This is a genomic window from Pseudarthrobacter sp. NPDC092424, from assembly GCF_044754925.1.
Lineage (GTDB): Bacteria > Actinomycetota > Actinomycetes > Actinomycetales > Micrococcaceae > Arthrobacter.
In genome coordinates this window covers 282,918-306,246 of sequence record NZ_JBIVQC010000003.1, presented here as the reverse complement: position 1 = coordinate 306,246, position 23,329 = coordinate 282,918, and the positions used below count along the sequence as shown (strand labels likewise).

Annotated in this window: 24 protein-coding genes; 8 read left to right on the top strand and 16 right to left on the bottom strand. The window is 67.7% G+C overall.

The genetic code is table 11. The annotated features are described in order from the left end of the window. Positions 1-35: 35 nt before the first annotated feature. Entirely contained in the window at positions 36-2,408 is a 2,373-nt protein-coding gene (locus ACIQCN_RS07170; RefSeq protein ID WP_400610151.1) for a phosphoketolase, read from the bottom strand. 118 nt (positions 2,409-2,526) lie between these two features. On the opposite strand from ACIQCN_RS07170, the gene ACIQCN_RS07165 reads away from it, so the two are divergent. Beyond that, entirely contained in the window at positions 2,527-3,126 is a 600-nt protein-coding gene (locus ACIQCN_RS07165; RefSeq protein ID WP_400607741.1) for a hypothetical protein, read from the top strand. Positions 3,127-3,136: 10 nt separating this feature from the next. Here the strand turns inward: ACIQCN_RS07165 and ACIQCN_RS07160 are convergent, their stop codons facing one another. The 4 genes from ACIQCN_RS07160 to serS form a co-directional block, all read right to left on the bottom strand. After that, positions 3,137-3,721 (bottom strand): histidine phosphatase family protein, encoded by a 585-nt coding sequence (locus ACIQCN_RS07160; protein ID WP_400610149.1) that lies wholly within the window; start codon positions 3,719-3,721, stop codon positions 3,137-3,139. 31 nt (positions 3,722-3,752) lie between these two features. Beyond that, positions 3,753-6,002: a maltose alpha-D-glucosyltransferase gene (gene treS, locus ACIQCN_RS07155; RefSeq protein WP_400607895.1), complete on the bottom strand. Its 2,250-nt coding sequence runs from the start codon at positions 6,000-6,002 to the stop codon at positions 3,753-3,755. A 209-nt stretch (positions 6,003-6,211) separates the two neighbouring features. Next, entirely contained in the window at positions 6,212-7,072 is an 861-nt protein-coding gene (locus ACIQCN_RS07150; protein WP_400610148.1) for an HAD family hydrolase, read from the bottom strand. Positions 7,073-7,251: 179 nt separating this feature from the next. Continuing rightward, a complete protein-coding gene (gene serS, locus ACIQCN_RS07145; protein ID WP_400607749.1) occupies positions 7,252-8,532 on the bottom strand; it encodes a serine--tRNA ligase in 1,281 nt (426 codons plus the stop codon). A 91-nt stretch (positions 8,533-8,623) separates the two neighbouring features. Here serS and ACIQCN_RS07140 point away from each other — a divergent pair, with 91 nt between their 5' ends. Next, a complete protein-coding gene (locus ACIQCN_RS07140) occupies positions 8,624-9,679 on the top strand; it encodes a diacylglycerol/lipid kinase family protein (RefSeq protein WP_400607752.1) in 1,056 nt (351 codons plus the stop codon). Positions 9,680-9,689: 10 nt separating this feature from the next. Here ACIQCN_RS07140 and ACIQCN_RS07135 read toward each other — a convergent pair whose 3' ends face one another. The 3 genes from ACIQCN_RS07135 to ACIQCN_RS07125 all read right to left on the bottom strand — a co-directional run bounded on the left by ACIQCN_RS07135 (position 9,690) and on the right by ACIQCN_RS07125 (position 11,291). Further along, the gene (locus ACIQCN_RS07135) at positions 9,690-9,893 is read right to left on the bottom strand and encodes a hypothetical protein (protein WP_400607754.1); all 204 of its coding nucleotides are present in this window, start codon (positions 9,891-9,893) and stop codon (positions 9,690-9,692) included. Between the two features lie 94 nt (positions 9,894-9,987). After that, positions 9,988-10,965 (bottom strand): prephenate dehydratase, encoded by a 978-nt coding sequence (pheA, locus tag ACIQCN_RS07130; RefSeq protein ID WP_400610146.1) that lies wholly within the window; start codon positions 10,963-10,965, stop codon positions 9,988-9,990. Next, complete coding sequence (locus ACIQCN_RS07125) at positions 10,965-11,291, bottom strand: rhodanese-like domain-containing protein (protein ID WP_400607758.1); 327 nt, start codon at positions 11,289-11,291, stop codon at positions 10,965-10,967. The genes pheA and ACIQCN_RS07125 overlap by 1 nt, the downstream gene beginning before the upstream one ends. A 111-nt stretch (positions 11,292-11,402) precedes the next feature. On the opposite strand from ACIQCN_RS07125, the gene ACIQCN_RS07120 reads away from it, so the two are divergent. After that, positions 11,403-12,806, top strand: coding sequence for an amidase (locus ACIQCN_RS07120; RefSeq protein WP_400610144.1), 1,404 nt, complete (start codon positions 11,403-11,405; stop codon positions 12,804-12,806). On the opposite strand, the gene ACIQCN_RS07115 is transcribed toward ACIQCN_RS07120, so the two are convergent. After that, positions 12,803-13,171 (bottom strand): DUF4190 domain-containing protein, encoded by a 369-nt coding sequence (locus tag ACIQCN_RS07115; protein WP_400610142.1) that lies wholly within the window; start codon positions 13,169-13,171, stop codon positions 12,803-12,805. The two genes, ACIQCN_RS07120 and ACIQCN_RS07115, sit on opposite strands and share 4 nt — an antisense overlap. Positions 13,172-13,220: 49 nt before the next feature. Further along, a complete protein-coding gene (locus ACIQCN_RS07110; protein ID WP_400610141.1) occupies positions 13,221-13,997 on the bottom strand; it encodes a nuclease-related domain-containing protein in 777 nt (258 codons plus the stop codon). A 234-nt stretch (positions 13,998-14,231) separates the two neighbouring features. Here ACIQCN_RS07110 and pgm point away from each other — a divergent pair, with 234 nt between their 5' ends. Further along, positions 14,232-15,914 carry a phosphoglucomutase (alpha-D-glucose-1,6-bisphosphate-dependent) gene (pgm, locus tag ACIQCN_RS07105; protein ID WP_400610139.1) on the top strand — a complete coding sequence of 561 codons (1,683 nt, stop codon included), beginning with the start codon at positions 14,232-14,234 and terminating at the stop codon, positions 15,912-15,914. On the opposite strand, the gene ACIQCN_RS07100 is transcribed toward pgm, so the two are convergent. Then, positions 15,911-16,429, bottom strand: coding sequence for a 2'-5' RNA ligase family protein (locus ACIQCN_RS07100; RefSeq protein WP_400610137.1), 519 nt, complete (start codon positions 16,427-16,429; stop codon positions 15,911-15,913). The genes pgm and ACIQCN_RS07100 overlap by 4 nt on opposite strands. A 280-nt stretch (positions 16,430-16,709) precedes the next feature. On the opposite strand from ACIQCN_RS07100, the gene ACIQCN_RS07095 reads away from it, so the two are divergent. Then, positions 16,710-18,038 carry a uracil-xanthine permease family protein gene (locus tag ACIQCN_RS07095; RefSeq protein ID WP_400607772.1) on the top strand — a complete coding sequence of 443 codons (1,329 nt, stop codon included), beginning with the start codon at positions 16,710-16,712 and terminating at the stop codon, positions 18,036-18,038. On the opposite strand, the gene ACIQCN_RS07090 is transcribed toward ACIQCN_RS07095, so the two are convergent. After that, the gene (locus ACIQCN_RS07090) at positions 18,001-18,639 is read right to left on the bottom strand and encodes a GAF domain-containing protein (protein ID WP_400610135.1); all 639 of its coding nucleotides are present in this window, start codon (positions 18,637-18,639) and stop codon (positions 18,001-18,003) included. The genes ACIQCN_RS07095 and ACIQCN_RS07090 overlap by 38 nt on opposite strands. Before the next feature lie 117 nt (positions 18,640-18,756). Then, entirely contained in the window at positions 18,757-19,149 is a 393-nt protein-coding gene (locus ACIQCN_RS07085; protein ID WP_400610133.1) for a hypothetical protein, read from the bottom strand. Between the two features lie 180 nt (positions 19,150-19,329). Between ACIQCN_RS07085 and ACIQCN_RS07080 the strand changes: the two genes are divergently transcribed. Genes ACIQCN_RS07080 through ACIQCN_RS07070 form a run of 3 tightly spaced genes read left to right on the top strand, consistent with a single transcriptional unit; the run spans position 19,330 to position 20,869 of the window. After that, the gene (locus tag ACIQCN_RS07080) at positions 19,330-19,851 is read left to right on the top strand and encodes a DUF6328 family protein (protein ID WP_400607779.1); all 522 of its coding nucleotides are present in this window, start codon (positions 19,330-19,332) and stop codon (positions 19,849-19,851) included. A 2-nt stretch (positions 19,852-19,853) separates the two neighbouring features. Further along, a complete protein-coding gene (locus ACIQCN_RS07075; protein ID WP_400607781.1) occupies positions 19,854-20,516 on the top strand; it encodes a DUF6766 family protein in 663 nt (220 codons plus the stop codon). A gap of 2 nt (positions 20,517-20,518) precedes the next feature. Continuing rightward, positions 20,519-20,869, top strand: a complete 351-nt coding sequence (locus ACIQCN_RS07070) for a LuxR family transcriptional regulator (RefSeq protein WP_400607783.1) — start codon at positions 20,519-20,521, stop codon at positions 20,867-20,869. 12 nt (positions 20,870-20,881) lie between these two features. Here the strand turns inward: ACIQCN_RS07070 and ACIQCN_RS07065 are convergent, their stop codons facing one another. The 3 genes from ACIQCN_RS07065 to ACIQCN_RS07055 are packed head-to-tail and all read right to left on the bottom strand — an operon-like array spanning position 20,882 to position 23,316. Beyond that, positions 20,882-22,006 carry a glycerate kinase gene (locus ACIQCN_RS07065; protein WP_400610131.1) on the bottom strand — a complete coding sequence of 375 codons (1,125 nt, stop codon included), beginning with the start codon at positions 22,004-22,006 and terminating at the stop codon, positions 20,882-20,884. Positions 22,007-22,033: 27 nt separating this feature from the next. After that, a complete protein-coding gene (locus ACIQCN_RS07060) occupies positions 22,034-22,843 on the bottom strand; it encodes an SDR family oxidoreductase (RefSeq protein WP_400610129.1) in 810 nt (269 codons plus the stop codon). Between the two features lie 44 nt (positions 22,844-22,887). Continuing rightward, positions 22,888-23,316, bottom strand: coding sequence for a hypothetical protein (locus ACIQCN_RS07055; protein WP_400607790.1), 429 nt, complete (start codon positions 23,314-23,316; stop codon positions 22,888-22,890). Positions 23,317-23,329 lie beyond the last annotated feature (13 nt).

Below are 23,329 nucleotides of genomic sequence, written 5' to 3'. Positions count from 1 at the left end.
GTCCACTTACAAGGCTAGTAAGTGGACAAAAACTCCTAGAAGGGCAGGGACCAGTCGCGGATCTCGTCCGGGTCCTCACCGTGGGTGCGGGTGTGCTGGCGCGCCCGGTTCCGCCGGTCCTGGAGCTCCTGCCGCAGGAGGGCGCGCCTGGCAGCCATGCCGGGCACCCTGTCAATGGCGTCAATGGCCAGCTGGAACCGGTCGATCCCGTTGAGCATGGCCATGTCGAACGGCGTGGTGGTGGTCCCTTCCTCCTTGTACCCGCGCACGTGCAGCCCGTCCTGGTTGGTGCGGCGGTAGGCCAGCCGGTGGATCAGCGCCGCGTAACCGTGATAAGCGAAGATGATCGGCTTGTCCGTGGTGAAAATCCCGTCGAAGTCGCGGGCGCTCAGCCCGTGCGGATGCTCGCTGGAGTCCTGCAGCCGCATCAGGTCCACCACGTTCACCACGCGCACCTTCAGCTCCGGTGCGCCCTCCCGCAGCAGCGCAGCCGCGGCCACGGTCTCCACTGTGGGCACGTCGCCCGCGCAGGCAAGGACGACGTCGGGCTCCTCCCCTGCGACTTCGGAGCCGGCAAACGTCCAGATCCCCAGCCCCCGGCGGCAGTGCTGCGCGGCTTCGGCAGGCCCCAGCCACGTAGGCGAGGGCTGCTTGCCGCTGACCACGATGTTCACGTAGTCCGTGGACGCAAGGCAGTGCTCCATCACGCACAGCAGCGTGTTCGCGTCCGGCGGCAGGTACACCCGGATGACTTCGGCCTTCTTGTTCACGGCGTGGTCGATGAACCCGGGGTCCTGGTGCGAGAACCCGTTGTGGTCCTGCTGCCAAACGTGCGAGGACAGCAGGTAGTTCAGCGACGGCACCGGCATCCGCCAGGGCAGCTGCCGGTGCACCTTCAGCCACTTGGCGTGCTGGTTGAACATTGAATCCACGATGTGGATGAACGCCTCGTAGCAGTTGAAGACGCCGTGCCGCCCCGTCAGCAGGTACCCCTCCAGCCACCCCTGGCACAGATGCTCACTAAGCACCTCCATGACCCGGCCGGACCGCGCGAGGTGCTCGTCGCCGTCGTCAATCCTGTACTGCCACACCTTGTCGGTGGCCTCATAAACGTCCTGGAGCCGGTTGGACGCGGTCTCATCCGGCCCGAACAGCCTGAAATTCGCCATGTTCCGCGCAATGACGTCCCGCATCCACCCGCCCAACGTAATCATGGGGCTGACGCGCTCGGTCCCGGGCCGCGAAACCGCGACGGCGTGGTCCCGGTATGCGGGCAGCTTCAGCGCCTGCCGCAGGACTCCGCCATTAGCGTGCGGGGTGGCGCTCATCCGCAGGTCGCCCCCGGGGGCGGCAAGGGCGACGTCGGTGCGGAGCCGGCCGCCGCCGTCGAACAGTTCCCCGGGCCGGTAGGACCGCAGCCATTCCTCCAGCTGCCGCAGGTGCTCCTCGTCGGTCCGCACCTCCGACAACGGGACCTGGTGGCTGCGCCAGGTGCCCTCCACCTGCAGGCCGTCCACCATGCGCGGGCCGGTCCAGCCCTTAGGCGAGCGCAGCACGATCATCGGCCAGCGCCGCGCGCCCTCCCCGTCGGCGGAACCCTTCCGGTGGGCGTCCTGGATGGCACTGATGTCTGCCATGCAGTGATCCAGCACGTCGGCGAAGTCGCGGTGCGCCTTCTCCGTGGCGTCCGGGTCTTCCACGTCCACGAAGTACGGCTCGTGCCCGTACCCGCGCAGCAGCTGCTCCAGCTGGGTCCGGGGCATGCGCGCCAGGACGGTGGGGTTGGCGATTTTGTACCCGTTCAGGTGCAGGATGGGCAGCACGGCCCCGTCCGCCACCGGGTCCAGGAAGGTGTGCGAGTGCCAGCTGGCCGCCAGCGGGCCGGTCTCCGCCTCGCCGTCACCGATCACGACGGCGGCCACCAGGCCGGGATTGTCCAGCACCGCCCCGTACGCGTGGGCCAGCGAATAGCCCAGTTCGCCGCCCTCGCTGATGGATCCGGGCGTCTCCGGGGCGGCGTGGCTGGGAATTCCACCGGGATAGGAGAACTGCCGGAACAGCTCCGCCAGACCTTCCTCGTCCCGGCCGACGTGCCCGTAGATCTCCGAGTAGGTGCCCTCCAGCCAGGCGTTGGCGACGACGGCGGGACCCCCATGGCCCGGACCTGCCACGAAGAGCATCGCGGCTGAGTCGCGGCGGATGATGCGGTTAAGGTGGGCGTAAACGAAGTTCAGGCCGGGGGTGGTGCCCCAGTGGCCCAGCAGGCGGGACTTGGTGTGCTCCGGCTGGAGCGGTTCACGAAGCAGGGGGTTGGCGCGGAGGTAGATCTGCCCCACCGAAAGGTAGTTGGCCGCGCGCCACCAGCGGTCCACGAGTTCCAGTTCGTCCTGCCCCATGCTGCCGGCCATAACCATCCTCACGTTGCGTCCGCCTCTGTCGGCGGCACTCCCCCATCGCACCAGATGCCAAGGTCAGGGGCAACCCTGCTTGCCTTCCTTTGCCTGCCTGCAGGTAGTCTTTGGTGCAATGTTCACCTTGACCATCAACCAGACGGACAGCAGGCGCGACGGCGACCTCGTCCCCCAGCTGTTGAAGGACCTGCGGCACATTCCGGCGCGCCTGGACTTCGACCGCTCCGTCGAGGATGAGGTCCAGGGAATTGTGGACTGCCCGCACCAGGCGGTGGACGCAGCACTGATCGCCCTGCGCTGTGGGTCCTGGTACGTGGGAATCGGCGTCGGCCCGGTAAATGAGCCGCTGCCCAACCTGATCCGGGACGCCACGGGACACGGCCTGGTGTATGCCCGCCGTGCCGTGGACCGGCTGCGCAGCACCCGGGAACGGATTCCGGTGGCCGTTGAAGGCCCGCTGGCGGACATCTCCCACGAGGCCGAGGCCGTGCTTCGCCTGCTGGGCCACATCGTCCACGACCGGTCCACGGCCGAATGGCGGGTCCTGGACCTGCTGACTCCGGGGGTCCGCGGGCAGCAAAAGGCCGTGGCGCAGGAGTTGGGCATCACCACACAGGCCGTCAGCAAGGCCCTGGCCCGGGCGCAGTGGCATGAGGAGCACGCGGCACGGCCCGCAGCGGCACGGCTGCTGGGACTGATCCTGGAAGTCCGCTAAAGCAGCCCGGCTAGCTTCCGGTGGTTGCCAGCACCGGTTCGCCGTTGAAGTATTCCAGCCGCCAGCCCTCGATTTTGTGGTGGTGCGCCAGGTTGAGCACCGCGTTGTCCACGCTGGCCAGCGTTCGGCCGGTGGCCCGGCTGAGGCTCACGCGGAGCAGCGTTCCGTGCGTAACCACCAGGAGGCGCCTGCCGCGGAACTCCTCCGCCAGCTCCTCCAGCGCACCCAGGCCGCGCGCCGCGGCGTCGTCCTCGCTTTCGGCGCCCCGGAACCCGCCGGGCACTCGGAGCGCCTCCAGCTCGGGGCCTGCCTGCATGCCCTCGGCCGGACCGAAGCTGCGCTCCGTCAGCTCCGGAACGCGCCGCGCCACGGTGAGCCCCAGGCCTTCCGCGATCAGGTCCGCCGTCTCTGCCGCGCGGCTCAGCGGTGACGAGACGACGGCGTCCCAGCGGTACGGCGCAAGGGTGGCGACGGCGTCGCGCGCCTGCCCGCGCCCGACGTCGTTCAGGGGAATGTCCGTCGATCCCTGCAGCCGCCGTTCGGCGTTCCAGTCGGTCTGGCCGTGGCGGATGAGGGCGAAGGTGGTGAGGGTCATGGCTAACATTCTGCCCTGCGCGGGCCGTGGACTACGAAGCGGAGTCCGCCTCCGTTTCCTCTTCGGGCGCGGCGTCCTTCAGTACCAGGGCCGTGCCGCCGTAGGCGGGAAGTTCCAGGAAGAAGCTGTGCAGGTCATCCACCTGGCCCACCTGTTCCCCGGTGAAGAGGTCATGGACCGTGGATCCCGGCACCAGGTGCGCGGACTGGATGCTGCCGGAGATGTCCTGCCCGGAGAAGTTCAGCACCGTGGCCTGGAGCGTGCCGTCCTGGAGCTGGTTGACCAGAACCAGGAGGGCGCGGTTGGACACGTCCGGCACGTCCAGCAGCGTGCTCGTGGCCACCCCGGACTGCTCCCGCACGGCCAGGATCTTCTGCAGGCGCCGGGCAAAGGAGTCCGGGTTGCCGAGCTGTTCGGGCACCGGACCGTACAGGCTGCGCGCGCGGGGCATGCCGGCGGAGGACGCCTCGGCCTCGGGGCTGGTGCCCATGAGGTCGTGGGCACCACGGTTGATCCACCGGGTGTCGCCCTGGGCGGTGAGCTCGCGGACCTTTTCCCGGTCCAGCGCCGTGATGCCGGTGAGGTCCCAGCCGGACAGCGCGAAAACACCGGGCTGGAGCGCGTTATACATGGACAGCAGGATGTGGATGTCCATCACCTGGGTTTCCTGCTCCGGGCTCAGGGCGTCCGGGTCCTCGATGCCCAGGGCCGCCATGATGAAGCTGACAGTGGTGCAGGCAATCCCGTTGGTGGTGAACAGCGCGTTGTATGGCGTGGCTTCCCCGGTGAGGCGCTCCCGCAGGGTCTGCTGGACGTGCTCGGCCACCTCGGCGCCGGTGAGTTCCTCGCCGTGTAGTTCGAACACGTCATCCTTGTGCCCGGCGGCGAAGTGCACCAGTTCGTAGGTGAGCTCGTCGTGGTTCTGCAGGGCATGCACCAGCGAGGCCTGGTCCACGCCGATTTCCATGGACAGTTTCAGTGTGAGGCGGAGGAACTCAGTGTCCGCGGTGACCAGGGCGAAGTGGTACGCGGGCCGGGTGATGAAGTCGTACGAGAGGTCCGGGCCGCTCTCGGAGGTGGCCTTGATGTCGTCAATGGTCAGGTTCAGTTCCTGGAAGGAGAACCCGCCCACCTTGCGGATCATGGACCCGATCAGCTGGTTTGCCGCCTCGGACAGCGGGTGGCCCTCGGACCAGCCCGGCTCCTCCTCGGCGCTCTTCTCCACGCCCAGGAACCCGTTGGCGTCCAGCCGCAGCGCACCGGTTCCCAGGTCCAGCAGGGAATGCAGTGCGTCACCGACCACCAGGCGCATGCCGGCGAACGTGGGGTCCAGCCAGTTTATGGAGGGCTGGCCTGCCTTGAAGTAGTGCAGGTAGACCCAGCGCCGGGTCTTTCCGTCCGTGCCCACGATGGGCCGGGTGGCGCTCCAGTTGGTTTCCTTGACCCCGGGCTCGTAGAAGATCACCCGCTGCAGCCGGCCGATGATGTAGCCCGCCTTCTGCAGGGCTTTCTCCGCCTCGGGGCTGATGTTCACCGAGTCCTGGCCCTCGGGCACGTCCGGCAGCAGGTTCCAGTCCTCCTGCGGGATGTCGATCATGTGGTAGATCCCCGGGTAGTCCCGGAAGTTCATCTCGGCAAGCCGGAAGTCTGCGCCCTTGCCCGTGTGGCCGGGCACAATATCGTCAATCACCGTGCCCTCGTGGTCCGCCGCCACCTCGCACATGCGCCGGAACTCGTCCTCGGTGCCGAACACGGGATCGATTGCCATGCTGATCCGGTCGAAGTGCCCGTCCACGCTGGGGGTCTGCGCCCAGCCCTGGATGCCGCCGGCCAGCTTGACCGGTCCGGTGTGCAGGCCGCGGATGCCGATCTCGCGGAACGCCTCCCACAGCTCCGGGTCCCCCAGCGCCGCCAGGAAGGACTGCCCGGGGCGGGTGATGAAGGACAGCGGGTAGGCGGTGAACCAGACGGGCGCGCGCTCGACGGCGGCCCTCGGATTGGGGTGCGCGTAGGAGTTCTGCCACATGCTGGCCTGGCCGGAGAGCTGCCGGGCCATCACGTTCGCGTCGCCCAGCATGGCCTGGTTCCGCAGCCATTCCACGTAGGCGGCGTTGCGGCCGTCGAATTCCAGCGAAGGCCGGTCGGCAAAGAATTGGCGGCGGCGCGCCACCGGCCGCAGTGCCTTGGGGCGGGCCGGATAGAACTGCTCGTCGTACGTGATATCCCCGGCCTCGGCCGCTGCCGGCTCCAGTCCGCCGGGCTCAACGGCAATGCTTTCGATCGAAAGGTCTTCTTCGGAACTTGATTGCCGCACAGACGTCTCCTTCGCAGGGTGTTCCGCCTTCCGGCGCAACCTCCCGGGTGTGTTGTTCAAGTGGTCCCGTACCCCGGCATCGCCGAAGTACTCGCACCGATCTTTCCCAACGTATGGGGATTGCCTGCATCTATCAAGCGTCCGCGCCCCGGGGCGCCGGCTGCCGTACCCCGACGCTAGACGAGGCTGCGCAGCACGTGGGCGGCGCCGTCGTCGTACACGGAGTGGGTGACCTCGTCAGCGGCGGCGAGCACTTCCTCCGGCGCCTGGCCCATGGCCACGCCCCGGCCTGCCCAGCCGAGCATCTCGATGTCGTTGCGGCCGTCGCCGATGGCCACCGTCAGGTGCTGCTCCACGCCGAGGCGCACACGGAGCTCCTCGAGGGCGCTGGCCTTGGTGACCCCGGCGGCGGCGATGTCCAGCCACGCGGTCCAGCCCACGGAGTAGGTGACGCCGGCCAGGCCGATCTGCCGGATGGCCTCGTTGAACTCCTCCGGCGTGTTTTCGGTGCTGAAGACCACCACGCGCACGGCGGTGGCCTCAAGCATCGTGTGGAAGTCCACGCCGACGGCCTCCACGCCGAAGCTCGCGTCCTGGAACCGCTCGGTGGAGAGGAAGTTGCCGTCCTCATCCTCCAGCGCGTATTTGGCCGAGGGCAGCCGCTCGCGGAGGGCGCGCAGGGCGGGTGCGGGATCGAAAGTGGCTTTGTGAATGACCTCGTAGCCGCCGTCCAGCTCAGGGTGCAGCCGGAGGGTCACACCGCCGTTGCAGCAGACGGCATAGCCGCGGTCGATCCCGATTTTCTCGATGATGGGCAGGGTGGCGTTCAGGGACCGGCCCGTGGCCACCAGCACCTCATGCCCGGCAGCCACTACCGCCTGCGCTGCTTCCCGGACGCCCTGGGACATGTGGCCGTCGTGGTCCACCAGGGTACCGTCCACGTCCAGGGCCACCATAAGCCTGCTGCCGTTAAGGTTGTTCGTGTTCGAGCGCCGGTCTTCGTTGCCGGCGACTGAAGCTTCAGTCACTGTTGTCATTCAACCAGTAGAGCAGACGCCCCTGACAGCCGCTAGGACGCGGAACACACCGGGGCTGAACAGCCGGTAAATACGCAGGGGTTATCCCCGGTGTGAGTGTTAACCTTTCCCGCCGTCTTCATCGAAGCGTGTTCGCGGATCCGGGCCTTTGAGGCTTGGATCCGCGAACACGGCCGGGACTAGAGGACGGGCAGGACTTCGAGGCCGCCCAGGTACTTCTGCAGCGCCTTCGGCACGTTGACGGAGCCGTCGGCGTTCTGGTGGTGCTCCAGCAGCGCCACAATCCAGCGGGTGGTGGCAAGGGTGCCGTTCAGCGTGGCCACGGCGCGGGTGCCCTTGGCTACGCCCTCGGAATTCACCGCACGCTCACGGATGTTCAGGCGGCGGGCCTGGAACGTGGTGCAGTTCGAGGTGGAGGTCAGCTCGCGGTAGGCGTTCTGGGTGGGGACCCAAGCCTCGCAGTCGTACTTTCGGGCCGCGGACATGCCGAGGTCTCCCGCAGCGGTGTCGATGACCCGGTAGGGCAACTCGCACTTGGCCAGCATCTCCTCTTCCCAGGCCAGCAACCGCAGGTGCTCGGCGGCGGCTTCCTCGACCGTGGTGTAGATGAACATCTCCACCTTGTTGAACTGGTGCACGCGGATGATGCCGCGGGTGTCCTTGCCGTGGGAGCCGGCCTCGCGGCGGTAGCAGGAGCTTTGCCCGGCGTACCGGATGGGACCGGCGGACAGGTCCAGGATCTCGTCCGCATGGTATCCGGCAAGTGCCACTTCGGAGGTACCCACCAGGTAAAGGTCGTCCTCGGCGAGACGGTAGATCTCGGCGTCGTGCTTGACGTCGAAGCCGGTGCCCTGCATGGTCTCCGGACGCACCAGGGTGGGGGTGATCATGGGGACGAACCCGTTCTCGATGGCCTGGTCCATGGCCATCTGCAGCAGCGCCATCTCCAGCCGCGCACCCACGCCGCGGAGGAAGTAGAAGCGGGCACCGGATACCTTGGCGCCGCGTTCCATGTCGATCGCGCCGATCAGCTCGCCGATTTCCAGGTGGTCCCTCGGCTCGAAGTCGGAGAATTCGCGCGGCGTGCCAACGGTCTTGGTGACCACGTAGTCGTCCTCGCCACCGGCCGGAACGCCGTCCTCCACCAGGTTGGGTACGGTCCGCAGGAGCTCCTCCTGCTTGGCCTGCGCGGCGTCGGCCTCTGCGGAGGCGGCCTTGACCGAGTTAGCCAGTTCCTTGACCTCGGCCAACAGCGCCTGCTTTTCCTCGCCCTTGGCCTGGGCCACCTTCTTGCCGAAGGCGTTCTGCCCGGCACGCAGGTTTTCGAACCGGATCAGCGCTGCCCTGCGGGCGGAATCGGCGGCGATGATCGCGTCCACCACTGATTCGTCGGCGCCGCGGGCGCGCTGGCTTGCACGGAATTTGTCCGGGTTTTCGCTGAGGTCTTTTACGTCGATCACCCCCTAAGGGTATCCAATTGAACGCACGACGGCTGGAGGGGCCTTTGCGCCCGGAACGCGGCGCCTTCCGCCGGGCTACTGTTGAAGCACCATGAGTGACTGGATCCTTTACCTGCTGATCGGGATGGCGCTTGCCTTCGCCATCTCAAGCTGGTGGGGCGTGCGGCGGCTTCGGGCTCTGCATATCCGGAGCACGGTGGGCGGGGATGCCATAGAACCCGGGCTCAGCAAGCAGCGGGTTGCCGTGATCCTTAATCCCGCGAAGCCGCGCGCCGCCGAGGCCCGGGCAACCATCCAGCGCGCCTGCCTCGCGGCGGGCTGGGAAGACCCGCAGTTTTTCGAAACCACCGTCGAAGACCCGGGCTTCAGCCAGGTGCAGGCGGCGCTGGCAGGAAAGCCCGACGTCGTCCTGGTGGGTGGCGGAGACGGCACGGTCCGCGTGGTGGCTGAGTCCGTGGTCCGTACCGGAGTGGCCATGGGACTGATTCCGCTGGGCACGGGCAACCTGCTGGCCCGGAACCTGGAGCTGGACGTGGGCGACCTGCACTCCAGCGTGAACACGGCACTCTTCGGGAGGCAGCGGTACATCGACACCGCCCGCATGGGGATCGAGAATTCCCGGACCGGCCACCAGTCCGAACACGTGTTCCTGGTCATGTCCGGCATCGGCATGGACGCTGAGGTTCTGGCGGATACAAGTGATGGCCTGAAAAGGGCTGTGGGGTGGCTGGCCTACACGGAGGCCGGCGTCCGGCATCTTCCCGGCCGCCGGAAGAAGGTCAGCATCTCCCTGGACGGCAGTCCTGCGCAGGTCAGGAATATCCGCAGTGTCCTGTTCGCAAACTGCGGCCTTGTACCGGGCGGCATCGATTTCATCCCGCAGGCCATGATCGACGATGGGATGCTGGACGTGGTGGTCATGAGTCCGCGAAGCGCCTTCGGCTGGCTGTTGATGTACGTCAAGGTCATGTCCAAGCACCGCGGAAAACTGCCGATCATGACCGTTTACCGGTCCCGGAAGATCATCATCGAGTGCCCTGAGCCAATGCCCACCCAGCTGGATGGGGACACGGCCGGGGAGGCAACCCGCGTCACGGTACAGGTGGAGCCCAGGTCACTGCTGGTCAGGGTCAAGGGACGGGACTAAGACTCCCCGGTCAGGCGCTGGCTGCCTTATGGTCATGCCCCGCGGCCTTGGCCGCTGCGCGGGCTTCGGACTGCTCGCGGATCATGGCTTGTTCCTCTTCGAAACGCAGGCGGTCCGCCCGGTCAGCTTCGTCGCCGTCCCAGTCCTGGTTGTCCCCGGCCGGCTTGGGGTTGACGATCATTCCCTGACCGTCATTTGTGTTGCTGGTTGTCATGACCCGCTCCCTTCGTTAGGGGCCATCCCCCGTATGGATCAAGTAAGCATACGCATTGTCCACAGCCCGGGGAAGTACTTCGAAGGGCATTTATCTACGCTGTGGGCGAAGTGCGCACAGCGCTCCCACCTGCGGCGTTGTCCGGATCGAGGATGGCTGCCACCCAGGAACGGGCAGCATTGAACGCCCCGTCCGACATATGCGGCTCAACGGCAGTTTTCTCCATATCCGCGCGGGCATATGAGCCGAGGAAGCGCGTGGCCGGGCTGATCCGGTGAAGCCCGGCGAGCGCATCTGCCACCCGGGCGTCGCGGACGTGGCCGTCGGCGTCGATGCTGAAGAAGTAATGCCCCAGGAACTGTCCCGTGGGCCGGGATTCGATCCTGCTCAGGTTCACGCCACGGCTGGCGAACTGATCCAGGATTTCCATGAGGGCACCCGGGCGGTCTTCCGGAAGGGGGACCACGACGGTGGTCTTGTCCGCGCCGGTCCGTTCCGGCAGCATTCCAGGGCGGCTCACCAGGATGAACCGGGTAACGGCGCCGGAGTTATCGCCAATGTTCTCGGCCAGGGCCGAGAGTCCCGGCTGATTCTGCGCCACCAGCGGCGAGCAGATGGCAGCGTCGTAGTGGCAGTCGTCCTCGAGGAGGCCCATTGCCGCGGCGGCTGTGGAGGAGCCGGGCACATATTCGGCTGCAGGAATGTTCGCGTCCACCCACAACCGGCACTGCGCCCAGGCGTGCCCGTGGGTGGAGACCCGGCGCACGTTGCCCAGGCTGACGCCCTCCCTCGCCACGAGGACAAAGCTGACAGGCACCAGCACTTCGCGGACGATACGCAGTTCCGTGCCGCTGGCGATGGCATCCAGCGTCGCCGTGACGCCGCCCTCCACCGAGTTCTCGATGGGTACCATCGCAGCGTCCGCAAGGCCTTCGCGGACCTGGTCCAGGGCGGCATTAACGTTCGACGCCGGCACCCGGTTCGCCTGCAGCGCCGCCGGAACCTGCAGGAGTGCCGCCTCGGTGAACGTACCCTCGGGTCCCAGGAAAGCGTAGGTGGCTGGGCCGGGCATCAGAGGATGATCGGCTTCAGGCCGTTGTCCGAGACCAGCGGCCGGCCGGCTTCAAGCCACTGGTCCATGCCGCCGGCCACGTTGATGGCGGTGTACCCCTGGCCGGTGAGCCACTGCGCTGCGCGGAAGGACCGGCCGCCCGTGCGGCAGATGACATAGAGGTCCTGGTCCGGATCCAGCTCTCCGAGCCGGGCGGGAAGCTGGTCCATGGGGATGTGCAGGGCACCCTCTGCGTGGCCTGCCACCCATTCGTAGTCCTCGCGCACGTCCAGCAGGACGGCACCATCAGGGAGGTCGTTGACGGGGACGGTATCGAAGTCGCTCATGGGAATCCTGTCTCGCAGCCGATGGGAGCTGCTTTAAGCGTAGTCCCACCCGGGCCGTGAGGACCGGCCGGCGTCAGGCTAGGCTTTCGGGAGACCCGAAGGAGGACCCCCTTGGCCGAGCTTCACGACCTTTCCGCGGTGCGCCTCCGGGACGCGCTGCGGCACGGTGAGGTTTCGGCATTGGAGGCGGTGGACCACTTCCTGTCCCGGATTGAACAGCGCAACCCCCTGCTGGGCGCCTTCATAACGGTGACGGCGGAACAGGCACGCAAGGACGCGCGGGCCGCCGATACCCTGCGCCGCACAGGGTCCGGCAGCCTTCCTGCGCTGCTCGGCATGCCCTTGGCGTTCAAGGACCTGACGGATGTGGCCGGCGTGGTTACCACGCACGGGAGCGCGGCCCTGGACCAGAAACCGGCGGCCGCGGACGGCGCCCTTGTGGCCCTCCTCAAGGGTGCCGGAGCCATTTCGCTGGGCAAGACGCAGGTGCCTGAGTTCGGGCTGACAGCCTACAGCGAAAACCGCATCGCGCCGCCGTCGCGCAATCCGCACGCGCCCAGCCGCAGTTCCGGCGGGTCCTCGGGGGGAAGCGCTGCCGCGGTGGCCTCTGGCCTTGTGCCATTTGCGCCGGGGTCCGACGGCGGCGGTTCGGTCCGCATTCCCGCGGCAGCGTGCGGCCTGGTGGGGTTAAAGCCTGGACGCGGGCTGGTTCCCGCAGGTGAAAACCAGGGCGACCCCGCGCGGCTGGTGACCTCCGGCCCACTGGCCCGGACCGCGGCCGACGCAGCCCTCATGATGGACGCGCTGGTCCCGGGGGCAACTTATCTGGACAGCCTGGGCCGCGGCCCGGTGCGCCTGCGGATCGGGTCCACGCTGGACAGCCCCTGGGCCGGTTCATTTCCTTTCACGCCGGACCAGGAAGCCCTGGATGCGCTGCAGGCGGGCCGGGAGCTGCTGGAACATGCCGGGCACGTGGTGGACGAGTCGGTGGTCCGCTATGACAACCGCTACCCGGAGGCGTTCACGAACGCCTGGACGGCCGGGGTGGGCAGTGCCCGGATCAGCCCCCACCGCGAACCCCTGCTGGCACCCCTGACCCGCACTTTCCGGCGGCGGGCACAGCAGCGCAGCCCTGCGAAACTGCAGGAGTCGCTGGCGCTCCTGCGGCAGTTCCAGCACGACACGGTGCCCCAGTACGCCCAGTGGGACCTGATGCTCACCCCTGCACTGGCCCAGACCCCCCGTCCGGTGGGCTGGTTTACCGGCACCGCACACGGCGGCGAGCGCTGGCCCTCCGCACAGTGGCCGGGAGATGCCGACGAGGACTATCGGAAGCAGTGTGAATACGCGCCCTGGTCCTCGATGGTGAACGTGGCAGGCCTGCCGGCCATCACAATTCCCGTCCACTGGACCGGGGGCGCGGCCGGACAGGGACTCCCCATGGGCATCCAGCTGGTGGGCCCCACGGGGTCCGAAGGGCTCCTGCTTCAGGTAGCGCACCAGTTGGGCTTCTAGGCCGAGTAGTAGGTTTCTGCCCGGAAGACGGCCAGTCCGATGAGGAGCAGCAGCCACAGGGCACCATACCCCAGGAGGAAGAGGTAGCCCATGATCAGGCCCGCGATGGACAGTCCACGCCCGCCAGGCTCGCGCCTCAGGCCAAGGTGTCCGGTAATGATGGCGGCCACTTGGGGCACCAGGAGCCAGCCCATGATGACCGAGGCAATGCCGCAGACCAGGCTTGCAATGCTCAGGGGCTTCGGCTGATCCGCCATGGCGTAGTAATACTGCTCGCCATAAGCCCCGGGATAACGCTGGTACGCGGGCGGCTGCTGGTACGCGGGCGGCTGCTGGCCGGGCCATGGCGGCGGCTGGTTGGACAAGGTCTTTCCCCCTCAAATGGTGGCTACAGCCTACCGGCGGCGTGACCGGCTAAAGGCCCCAAGGCGGCAGGAAGAATACCGCGAAAACCACAAGGGCGGCCAGCAGGGCGGCTTTGGCTGCAGCCGCTGCCCCGAAGCGCGGTCCGGCGATGCGGCCGGGGTGGGCCACAGCGGGCCGTCCCAACCGCGAGGGATCCCATTCCGTTTGGGGAATATAACCGCCGCCGGTGTCAGGCGTACGTGGCGCCTTACTCCTCCCGGAGGCCCCCGGCAGCCGGGGGAATCCCGTGATTCCCGGCTGCTGGTCACCGTTCAGCACCCGGCCAAGCGACTTACATATGCCTGCAACAGCGTCCTGGTCCAGAACCCGGGGCAACAATCCGACGGCACGCACCACCTGGGCCGGTCCCGCCACCGCCACATCCGTCGCCGTAATTCCGAAGAGGTCGTGCTGTGCGGTCATGCAGATCAGCGGCCGCACCAGCCTGCGGTACTGCGGCGCCACCACCGAGGTGAGGGCAGCGCACTGGGCGAGGGCCCCTTCCACCGCCTGCGGCCGCGCGTAACGGTCCTGCCAGAGGGCCCCGGCCACCACGCGCACCTCGCCGGCCCAGTCCTTGGTGTCCACCACCACGATCCCGCCCGGCCCCACCAGGACGTGGTCCAGGCTCGCCTGCGGCCGTCCGGGCCAATTGGTCCCGTGAAACTGTTGCCAACCACGGGGAACGAGCTCGGCCAACGCTTCATCGAGGGTGCCCGCGGCGCCGGGGCCGCGGGCGGCCGCGCCACCGGTCCCGCCGGCTGCTCCCGCGCCTGTTGCCCCCATGGCCGCCCCTGCCCCCTGCCGGAGACCCCGGTGGCGGCAGGGCGCCGTCGTCCGTTGTTCTCCGGGTCTTTCGCTGGATTTCTTCGAACTTAACAAAGCCCGCAGCCCGCGCAACATAAGTACTTTGCGGCCCCGGTACTCAGGTGCACTACTTGCATGACATTCCGCCGTCACAGGAGGCCGGATGCTGGACTGTCCGTTTTGGCGCGGGCGCGTCTCTGGCATGCTGGTCCCATGGCTAGCCGCGCGGGTACAGTTGCCCTCCCCCAGGACCTTGTTGACATCACTGCGCTCCTTGACGCGTACTACGACATCACCCCGGATCTTTCAGACCCGGGCCAGCGGGTGGCGTTCGGAACGTCGGGCCACCGCGGTTCCAGCCTCAAGGCGTCGTTCAACGAACGGCACATCGTGGCCATCACCCAGGCCATCGTTGAGTACCGCGCCGGCCAAGGCATCACCGGTCCCCTGTTCCTGGCCAAGGACACCCATGCGCTGAGCGAACCCGCGCAGAACTCGGCACTGGAGGTGCTCGCAGCCAACGGTGTCCACGTCCTCATCGACGCGCGGCACGGCTACACCCCCACTCCGGCGCTCAGCCACGCCATCCTTACCTACAACCGGAAGGCCGGGGCAGGCGCTCCGCAGGCAGACGGCATCGTAGTCACCCCAAGCCACAATCCGCCCGCCGACGGCGGCTTCAAGTACAACCCCCCGCATGGCGGCCCCGCGGACTCCGACGCCACCGGCTGGATCGCCAACCGGGCCAACGAGCTGCTCGAGAGTGACCTCCGCGGCGTCAGGCGCATTCCCGTGGCGGAAGCGCTGGCCGCGGACAGCACCGGCAAGTTCGACTTCCTCAGCAGCTACGTGGACGACCTCCCGTCCGTGCTGGACCTGGACGCCATCCGGGACGCTGGGGTACGGATCGGTGCGGACCCCATGGGCGGCGCGTCCGTGGATTACTGGGGCGAAATCGGCGAGCGCCACCACCTGAACCTGACCGTAGTGAACCCCACCGTTGATCCGCAGTGGGCGTTCATGACACTGGACTGGGACGAGAAGATCCGCATGGACTGCTCCTCCCCGTCCGCCATGGCGTCGCTGATCAAGCGGATGTCCGACGGCGGCACGGCCACCGCGGGCGGTTCGGCCTTCGACATCGCCACCGGAAACGACGCCGACGCCGACCGGCATGGCATCGTGACGCCGGTGGTTGACGGGGTGGGCGGGCTGATGAACCCGAACCACTACCTCGCCGTCGCCATCGACTACCTCTACCGCAACCGTCGTGGCTGGAACCCCGACTCGGTGGTGGGCAAGACCCTGGTCTCCTCCTCGATCATCGACCGCGTGGCCCATAGCCTGGGCCGGAAGCTGGTGGAGGTTCCGGTGGGCTTCAAGTGGTTCGTGCCCGGCCTGCTGTCCGGCGAGGGCGCGTTCGGCGGCGAGGAATCGGCAGGCGCCTCGTTCAACAAGAAGGACGGCAGCGTCTGGACGACGGACAAGGACGGCATCCTGCTGGCGCTGCTGGCCTCCGAGATCACGGCCGTCACCGGCAAGACACCGTCGCAGCTGTACAAGGGGCTGACGGACCAGTTCGGCGCACCTGTCTATGCCCGGATCGACGCCGCCGCCACGCGGGAGCAGAAGTCGGCACTCGGCAGGCTCTCGCCGTCGGACGTCACCGCGACGGAACTGGCGGGCGAGGCGATCACCGCGAAGCTCACCGAGGCCCCCGGCAACGGTGCGCCGATCGGCGGGCTGAAGGTGGTGACGGAAAACGCCTGGTTCGCTGCGCGCCCGTCCGGCACCGAGGACGTCTACAAGATCTATGCCGAGTCCTTCAGGGGCGAGGAGCACCTCAAGCAGGTGCAGGCCGAGGCCAAGGCGCTGGTGGACAGCGTCATCGCCTAACGCCAAAGGCGCAGGATGCGCCGGATGGTGCGGTCACCGCCGGGGGCCATGTCCACCAGGGCAATGCGGCCAAGCACGACGGCGTCTCCCGGGCGGAGGCGCTTTGTGTCCGGCGTCGTGCCGCGGTGGGAGACGTGCGGCCGGTAGCCGGAAAGCGTGTGGTACGGCGTGAGGATCCGGCCGCCTTGGCCGGATACGGCGCGGACCAGCTCCTCGTGCAAGGTCTGGAGTTGCGGCTGGGCTTCGACGAGGCTGACGGGGACCGAGCCGTCGCGGCCGAAGCCCGCGTCCTCCCCTATCCGTAGCATGGTTCCGAGGGCTGCACGGGCAGGCGCATCGGCAGCCGCCGCCACCGCTGCGGCGGGGTCGCCGCCCGTGGAGGCATCGGCGTCGAACCTCACCAGCGTGATGTGCAGCGGCCAGTCCGTCCGGAGGAAGACCTGTTCCTCCGCGACTTCTTCCACAAACGCCACAAAAATGAGGTTCCGCAGTGGTTTCGTGTTCCGCGCAGGCATAGCCCCAGTCTCCCATCCCCCCAGGACGCTCTCTCACTTAATGCGCCTTAAAACCGGACGCTCTCTCACTGTGAACTGTTGTCCCTGCGTCGAGTGAGAGAGCGTCGGGGGGAAACCCGCATTAAGTGAGAGAGCGTCGGGGGGGAACTTGCCCGGTTCGTAAATGGCACGGGCCTGGTCCCCGGCCGTGTCCTCCGTCCCGTCCGGGCTTCACTGTATTCTGGTCCAGATCCCCCTCCGCCCCGCGGCACCCCTCTGCAAGCCCCGAAAGGCCACCCCCATGAGCATGCTCGGAATCAAATGGAAGCTGCACGGCACCGGCAAGTCCATTAAGCCCGGCCACGTGGTGGCCCCGGACGAGCGGCTCGCCTGGCCCCTGACCATCGGCGTGGGCATGCAGCACGTGGTGGCCATGTTTGGTGCCACCTTCCTGGTGCCGATCATCACGGGCATGCCGCCGGCCACCACGCTGTTCTTCTCCGGCATCGGCACCCTGCTGTTCCTGCTGATCACCAAGGGCCGGGTCCCCAGCTACCTGGGTTCGAGCTTCGCCTTCATCGCCCCCATCATGGCCTCGCAGCAGCAGTTCGGCGTAGCGGGCGCGCTGGGCGGCGTAGTCCTGGCCGGCGCCGCGCTGGCCCTCGTGGGCGCCATTGTGCAGAAGTTCGGCGCCGAATGGATCAACCGCCTGATGCCGCCCATCGTCACCGGCGCCATCGTGGCCCTCATCGGCCTGAACCTGGCCCCGGCTGCCAAGCAAAACTTCGACGCGGCCCCGATCACCGCAGTCATCACGCTGGCCACCATCATCCTGGTCAGTGTCCTGTTCCGGGGCATTGTGGGCCGGCTCAGCATCCTGGTGGGCGTGGTGGTGGGCTACCTCGTGGCCATGCTCCGCGGCGAGGTCAGCTACGACAAGATGGACGCCGCCGCCTGGATCGGCCTGCCCCAGTTCCAGACGCCCGAATTCCACTTCGGCGTCCTGGGCCTGTTCGTGCCCGTCGTTCTGGTGCTGGTGGCGGAGAACATAGGCCACGTGAAGTCCGTTGCCGCGATGACGGGCCAGAACCTGGACGGCGTCTCCGGCCGCGCCCTCATGGCCGACGGCGCTGCCACCGTCCTGGCCGGCTTCGGCGGCGGCTCCGGCACCACCACGTACGCGGAAAACATCGGCGTCATGGCGGCCACGAAGGTCTATTCGACGGCGGCCTACTGGGTAGCAGGCATTTTTGCCATCATCCTGAGCTTCTCCCCCAAGTTCGGCGAACTCATTGCCACCGTTCCCCCGGGCGTCCTGGGCGGCGCGGCCACCATGCTGTACGGCATGATCGGCATCCTGGGTGTGAAGATCTGGGTCCAGAACAAGGTGAATTTCGCCAACCCGGTCAACCTCACCACCGCGGCCGTGGCCCTGATCATCGGCATTGCGGACTACACCTGGACCATCGGCGAACTGACCTTCACGGGCATCGCACTTGGTTCAGCCGCGGCGCTGGTCATCTACCACGGCATGAAAGCCATCGCGAAGGCCCGCGGCACCGTGGCCGAGCCCGAGACCGACCCGGTCCCCGTCACCGGCGGCCCGAAGCGCGCTCCGAAGAACCGCTGAGCGAGGCCCGGTCCAGTCCCAGGTCCACAAGCACCAAAGAGCCATGGACGACGGCGGCACCCGCCGCCGCTTCGGCACGCTCGGCAATGCGGACCACTACCCGCAGCGCCCGGGCCACATGGCGCACATAGCCGGCAGCGCTCATCAGGTCGTCGCTGGTGAACGCGTGAGGTGACGGCGCGTACAGGTTGATGGCGGCACTGGCGGACTTCTCGGATACCAGGGGCACCGACAGCAGCGACTGCACCCCATGGGCGGAGGCGGCGCTGGCGTACCCCGGCCAGCGCCGGTCCCGGCCCAGGTCCGAGACCAACACGAACGCGTTGTTGCGCAGCGCCTCCATGACCGGCCCGTCGGCGAAGGAGCATTGCTCACGGTCCGCCTGGCGCGCCTGGTCCGTGCTGGCGGCAATGGTGCTGGAAGTGCCCAGCCGGAAGAGGATGGCCGCCCAGCCGATGCCGCGGCGGTCCCCGTTGATGTCCCGCATGAAGTCGCAGGTTTCTTCCTGGAGGTAGTCCTCAACATCCTTGCTGTCGAAGACCGGCTCCGCGGGTACTGGAAGCGGTCCCCAGCCAACCTGCCCCGTAGGTTCAGCGGCCATGTTCCAGCCTTGTTGGTAGCGCCCAGGCCCACTGCAAAACCCTGTACTAAGGATACGTCCGGCGGCCGCCTTTCGGGGAGGTTTGATTTTGGCCCCGGTCTCGCCCGGTCGCGGTGATTAACCGGCGTCGAAGCTCTCGCCGTCGTCGTCCTTGGGCGTTTCCTCCTGCGGAAGGTCACTGCCGCTGCCGTCCGGAAGCCCGGCCGCTTCCTCCCCCGACTCCGAGGAGACCGGCGCCGAGCCCTTTGAATCGTCGTTGGATTCGTCTATTTCCGCAGCGCTCGAAGGAAGGTCCGCCCCGCCGGAAGAACCTGTATCCGCCCCCGTGTCCGCGTCCCCGCCCAGCGGCGCGGCCGGGTCCCTGGGCACGGGCTGCACGCCGGGTTCCACCTGGGGCGCATTGGTGTCCACTGCCCCCGATTCCTGGCTGCCGCCCAGTTCCTGCTCCGCCGTGGGCGTGCCGTAGCCGCCGGCAGCCTCCGGGTCAACGTTCTGGTTTTCCTGCGTCATGGTTCCTCCTGGTGTGCGTTTGCGGATGGAGTTCCTGGGCCGGTCCGCGGAACTCCGCGGCCCGCCAGCAGTAATCAGTAAACTTACCAAACCTGGACACAGGCGCAATGCCGGGCTTGTTTCTGGGTAAGTGGGGAGTAGAACTGAACTAGCGGAGCACCGCATGGAGAGGAGAAACGGATGCCAGAGGTGGAAAATCATCGGGACGCGACAGGCAGGAACGAGACCCGCGAAGAACGCATGGACCGCAACTGGGGCGAGCTTCTCCAGGAACTGCGCGTGCTGCAGACCGGCGTCCAGATCCTCGCGGGCTTCCTGCTGACCCTGCCATTCCAGGAGCGCTTCAGGACGCTGGACGACTACCAGGTGACGCTCTACCTGGCCAACGTCGTGGTCGCATCGCTGACCACGGCCTTCATTCTGCTGCCCGTCAGCGTCCATCGGCGGCTCTTCCGGAAACGGCTCAAGGAGACCCTGGTGAACAGCGCGGACGCCATCGCCAAGATCGCCCTGGCCGGCGTTGGCCTGCTGAGCGTGGGCACCGCCTCACTGGTCTTTGATGTCACCGCTGGCCGGGAAGCCGGACTCACCGCAGGTGGCGTGCTCCTGGCGCTGCTGCTGGTGCTGCTGGTGTACATTCCTCTGCACTTGAACAGGAACGCTGAGGAGAATTCCGCGCCGACCGCCAAAACCGAGGAGTGAGCATGGGCAAATGGGCCAAAGAACACGGGCTCCTCATCGCAAACACAGTCCTGTTCCTGGTGTTCTTCGGAGGGATGATCCTCTCCGGGGCGGCATCATACAGCGAGGAGCAGCAGGCGCACGGTGAAGCCGCCGTCTCCGTCCTTCAGTTCCTGGGCACCGGTGAATTCATGGAGGCCACCTTTGAGAACTGGGAATCAGAGTTCCTTCAGATGGCCATGTACGTGGTGCTGACGGTCTTCCTGTTCCAAAAGGGTTCCTCAGAGTCCAAGCCGATGGGCAAGGACGCGCCCCAGGACGAAGACCCGCGGCAGGCCGCGATCAAGAAGACCACCCCGTGGCCGGTGAAGCGCGGCGGCGCAGTGCTGAAGCTTTACGAGCACTCACTGTCCATCCTGCTTTTCGTGCTGTTCCTGGCGTCCTTCAGCTTCCACGCAGTCGGCGGCGCCGAGGCCTACAGCCAGGACCAGCAAAGCCACGGCGAACCGGCCGTGACCGTCCTGCAGTACATCGGCACCAGCCGGTTCTGGTTCGAATCGTTCCAGAACTGGCAAAGCGAATTCCTGGCGGTGGCCGTCCTGGTGGGCGCTTCCGTCTATCTCCGTGAAAAGGGATCGCCGGAATCCAAGCCGGTGGCCGAACCGCACTACGAAACAGGAGCCTGACCATGCGCAACATCCTCCGTCCCGTCCTGCTGGCACTGGTCCTTGCCGCAGTTCCCGCCCTGGCCGCAGGAACTGCGCACGCTTCTCCGGGGTCCGCTGCCGTTTCGGTAGCAGCCGACGCCGGCCGGGCCGGCACGGCCGGAACCCTGGTACCGCTGGCCGGTTACACGCCCACTCCTTCCCCGGGCGACACGGCATCCACCGGCCCGGCAAACCCGGGGACAGGCGAGTCTGCGCAGAAGGAGGACAGCAGGCTGGACTTCGCCCCATGGGTCATCGGAGCAATTGCCCTGGCCACCCTGGTCGTGGTGCTGGTCTGGTGGCGCCGCCGCGGCAAAACCACCATCGTTTAGGGCCGGTAGGCGCTAGGCGCCCTCGAGCACCTGTGCGGTGGCACGCACCAGGTGCCGGGCGGCGTTGGCGACCGCATCCTCGGGACCTTCGGCAACATCCAGCAGCTGGGCGGCCGCCACTATGCCGTGTTGAGCCAGATCCTCCGCACTGACGAGGATCCGGCCGGCAACCACCACCGCGGGAATGCCCCGCTCCCGGGCCGCATGGGCGAGAGCAATCGGGGCCTTGCCGGTCAGCGACTGCGAATCCATGGAGCCTTCGCCGGTGATCACAAGGTCCGCTTCGGCGAGTTGGCGGGCGAGCCCGGTCAGACCGGCCACCAGCGCAAAGCCGCCTTCCAGCACGGCGTCGGTAAATGCAAGGAACGACGCCGGGAAGCCACCGGCGGCGCCTGCCCCCGGGACGTTGACGTCCCGGCCCGTGGCTTCCCGGAGGACCGATGCCCAGTTGCGGAGCCCGGCGTCGAGCATTTCCACAGCGTCCGGGTCCGCCCCCTTTTGGGGCCCAAAAACGTGGGCGGCGCCGGAGGTGCCGTAGAGCGGGTTGCGGACATCGACGGCGATGCGGAACCGCGTGGCGGCCAGACGCGGATCCAGTTCGGAGACGTCCAGGGCGGCCACGTCAGCAAGCGACCCGCCGCCCAGCGGCACGATGTTGCCAGCGGCGTCGAGGGGCTTCAGGCCGAGGGCGCGGAGGGCGCCGCTGCCGCCGTCGGTCATGGCGGACCCGCCCAGGCCGAGGACGATTTCCGTGGCACCGGCCTCCAGGGCAGCGGCAATGAGCTGGCCGCAGCCGTAGCTGTGCGCGCGCAGTGCGTTCTGCGGTGTGGGTTCCATTTCCGCCAGGCCCGAGGCCTGCGCTGTCTCGATGACCGCGCTGACGGCGCCTTCCGGGGTCCGGCGGATTGCCCAGGCCGCACCCGTGGGCGCCAGGATGGGGCCGACTACGGCGTGCAGCCGTTCCTCGTACCCCGCGGCCACGGCCGCTTCCAGGGTTCCTTCCCCGCCGTCCGCGATGGGGAACTGGGTGGCCACTGCGTCGGGATAGACGCGGAGGGCACCTTCGGCGATGGCCGCGGCAGCCTCAGCCGCTGTGAGGGAACCCTTGAATTTGTCCGGGGCGATCAAAATGCGCATGCGCACCATCATGCCAGTCCGGCAGGATCAGCCGTCCCGCCACTCGTGGCTGCTGATGTGCGATCCGGCCTGCGGTCCCATCTGCAGCATGCCGCCGTCCACCGGCCAGGATGCCCCCGTAACGTAACTGGCGGCGGGCGAGGCGAGGAAAGCAATCACCGCTGCCACCTCCCGGGCATCCCCCGGCCGGCCGAGCGGCACACCCGGGCGGTCCTTCGCCGTCGGGTCCTCATCCTCCTGCCCTGTCATGGGGGTGGCGATTTCGCCGGGCGCCACGTTGTTGGCGGTGATCCCGTATTTGGCCAGTTCGAGGGCGATGGTCTTTATGAGCCCGGCCAAGCCGTGTTTTGAGGCATCGTACGCGGCGGCCCCGACGCGCGGCTGGAACTCGTGGACGCTTGTGACGGCGATGAGCCTGCCGCCCCGGCCAGCTTTGACCATCCGGCGCGCTGCGGCCTGCAGGCAAACGAACGCGCCGCCGAGGTTGGTGTCCACTGTCTGCTGCCAGGTTTCCACGTCCAGGTCCAGGAACTGCGTTCCGTCCCCGGTTCCGGCGTTGTTGACAAAGACGTCCACACCGCCGAGCTCGTCCGCCAGCGCGTCGATGACACCGGCTGCCGCCCGGAGGTCGGTGGTGTCCAGCCGGCGCACCGCCGCTTTCCGCCCGAGCGAACGGACTTCGGCGGCAGTGTCCTCGGCGCCGGCCTGGTCCGAGTGCCAGGTCACGCCCACGTCCAGCCCGGCGGCGGCGAGGGCCACGGCGGTGGCTTTGCCGATGCCGGAGTCGGACCCGGTGACGATGGCAGTGGCAGGGGAGAATTCCGTGGTTGACTGCATGGTTGCCTTTCCTTGGAGGGCGGTGCCGCTGGCACCGGGGCTGTTCAGGCGGGGCGGCGGAGTTGTGGGCCGGCTTCTTCTGCCGGTGCGGACATCAGCGGGACGGCAAACGTGACTGCGGGGCGGCCTCCGGCGTCGTCTGCCGCCTTGACCGTCAGGCTCCTGACACCGGCCGGCAGGGACGGGCTGAACACCTGGAGGTTACGCGAACCCAGCGTGACCGACTTCCGCAGGGTGTACTCCGTGCCGAAGTGGTCCTGCAGGGTGATCCGGGCCTCCGGCGCCACGTCCGAGGCCAGCTGCACGTTCACCACCAGCCCTGAGGACCACACCTCGACCGAGAGGACCGTGAAGGCCGTCGTCTCCGTGACGTGGCTGCCGTAGGTGGGCGGGAGAAGTATCGCCAGGAGGGCGCCGGCGGGGACGAAGTCGCGCGCTGTTGCCCGGACGGCTCCTGATCTGTCCTGCACCATAGCTTCATCCCTT

Bases quoted from the DNA above. Each gene is read 5' to 3' on its own strand.
- ACIQCN_RS07170 (WP_400610151.1), bottom strand. From the start codon at position 2,408: ATGGCCGGCAGCATGGGGCAGGACGAACTGGAACTCGTGGACCGCTGG.
- ACIQCN_RS07165 (WP_400607741.1), top strand. From the start codon at position 2,527: ATGTTCACCTTGACCATCAACCAGACGGACAGCAGGCGCGACGGCGAC.
- ACIQCN_RS07160 (WP_400610149.1), bottom strand. From the start codon at position 3,721: ATGACCCTCACCACCTTCGCCCTCATCCGCCACGGCCAGACCGACTGG.
- ACIQCN_RS07150 (WP_400610148.1), bottom strand. From the start codon at position 7,072: ATGACAACAGTGACTGAAGCTTCAGTCGCCGGCAACGAAGACCGGCGC.
- ACIQCN_RS07140 (WP_400607752.1), top strand. From the start codon at position 8,624: ATGAGTGACTGGATCCTTTACCTGCTGATCGGGATGGCGCTTGCCTTC.
- ACIQCN_RS07135 (WP_400607754.1), bottom strand. From the start codon at position 9,893: ATGACAACCAGCAACACAAATGACGGTCAGGGAATGATCGTCAACCCC.
- pheA (WP_400610146.1), bottom strand. From the start codon at position 10,965: ATGCCCGGCCCAGCCACCTACGCTTTCCTGGGACCCGAGGGTACGTTC.
- ACIQCN_RS07125 (WP_400607758.1), bottom strand. From the start codon at position 11,291: ATGAGCGACTTCGATACCGTCCCCGTCAACGACCTCCCTGATGGTGCC.
- ACIQCN_RS07110 (WP_400610141.1), bottom strand. From the start codon at position 13,997: ATGGGGGCAACAGGCGCGGGAGCAGCCGGCGGGACCGGTGGCGCGGCC.
- pgm (WP_400610139.1), top strand. From the start codon at position 14,232: ATGGCTAGCCGCGCGGGTACAGTTGCCCTCCCCCAGGACCTTGTTGAC.
- ACIQCN_RS07100 (WP_400610137.1), bottom strand. From the start codon at position 16,429: ATGCCTGCGCGGAACACGAAACCACTGCGGAACCTCATTTTTGTGGCG.
- ACIQCN_RS07095 (WP_400607772.1), top strand. From the start codon at position 16,710: ATGAGCATGCTCGGAATCAAATGGAAGCTGCACGGCACCGGCAAGTCC.
- ACIQCN_RS07090 (WP_400610135.1), bottom strand. From the start codon at position 18,639: ATGGCCGCTGAACCTACGGGGCAGGTTGGCTGGGGACCGCTTCCAGTA.
- ACIQCN_RS07085 (WP_400610133.1), bottom strand. From the start codon at position 19,149: ATGACGCAGGAAAACCAGAACGTTGACCCGGAGGCTGCCGGCGGCTAC.
- ACIQCN_RS07080 (WP_400607779.1), top strand. From the start codon at position 19,330: ATGCCAGAGGTGGAAAATCATCGGGACGCGACAGGCAGGAACGAGACC.
- ACIQCN_RS07075 (WP_400607781.1), top strand. From the start codon at position 19,854: ATGGGCAAATGGGCCAAAGAACACGGGCTCCTCATCGCAAACACAGTC.
- ACIQCN_RS07070 (WP_400607783.1), top strand. From the start codon at position 20,519: ATGCGCAACATCCTCCGTCCCGTCCTGCTGGCACTGGTCCTTGCCGCA.
- ACIQCN_RS07065 (WP_400610131.1), bottom strand. From the start codon at position 22,006: ATGCGCATTTTGATCGCCCCGGACAAATTCAAGGGTTCCCTCACAGCG.
- ACIQCN_RS07060 (WP_400610129.1), bottom strand. From the start codon at position 22,843: ATGCAGTCAACCACGGAATTCTCCCCTGCCACTGCCATCGTCACCGGG.
- ACIQCN_RS07055 (WP_400607790.1), bottom strand. From the start codon at position 23,316: ATGGTGCAGGACAGATCAGGAGCCGTCCGGGCAACAGCGCGCGACTTC.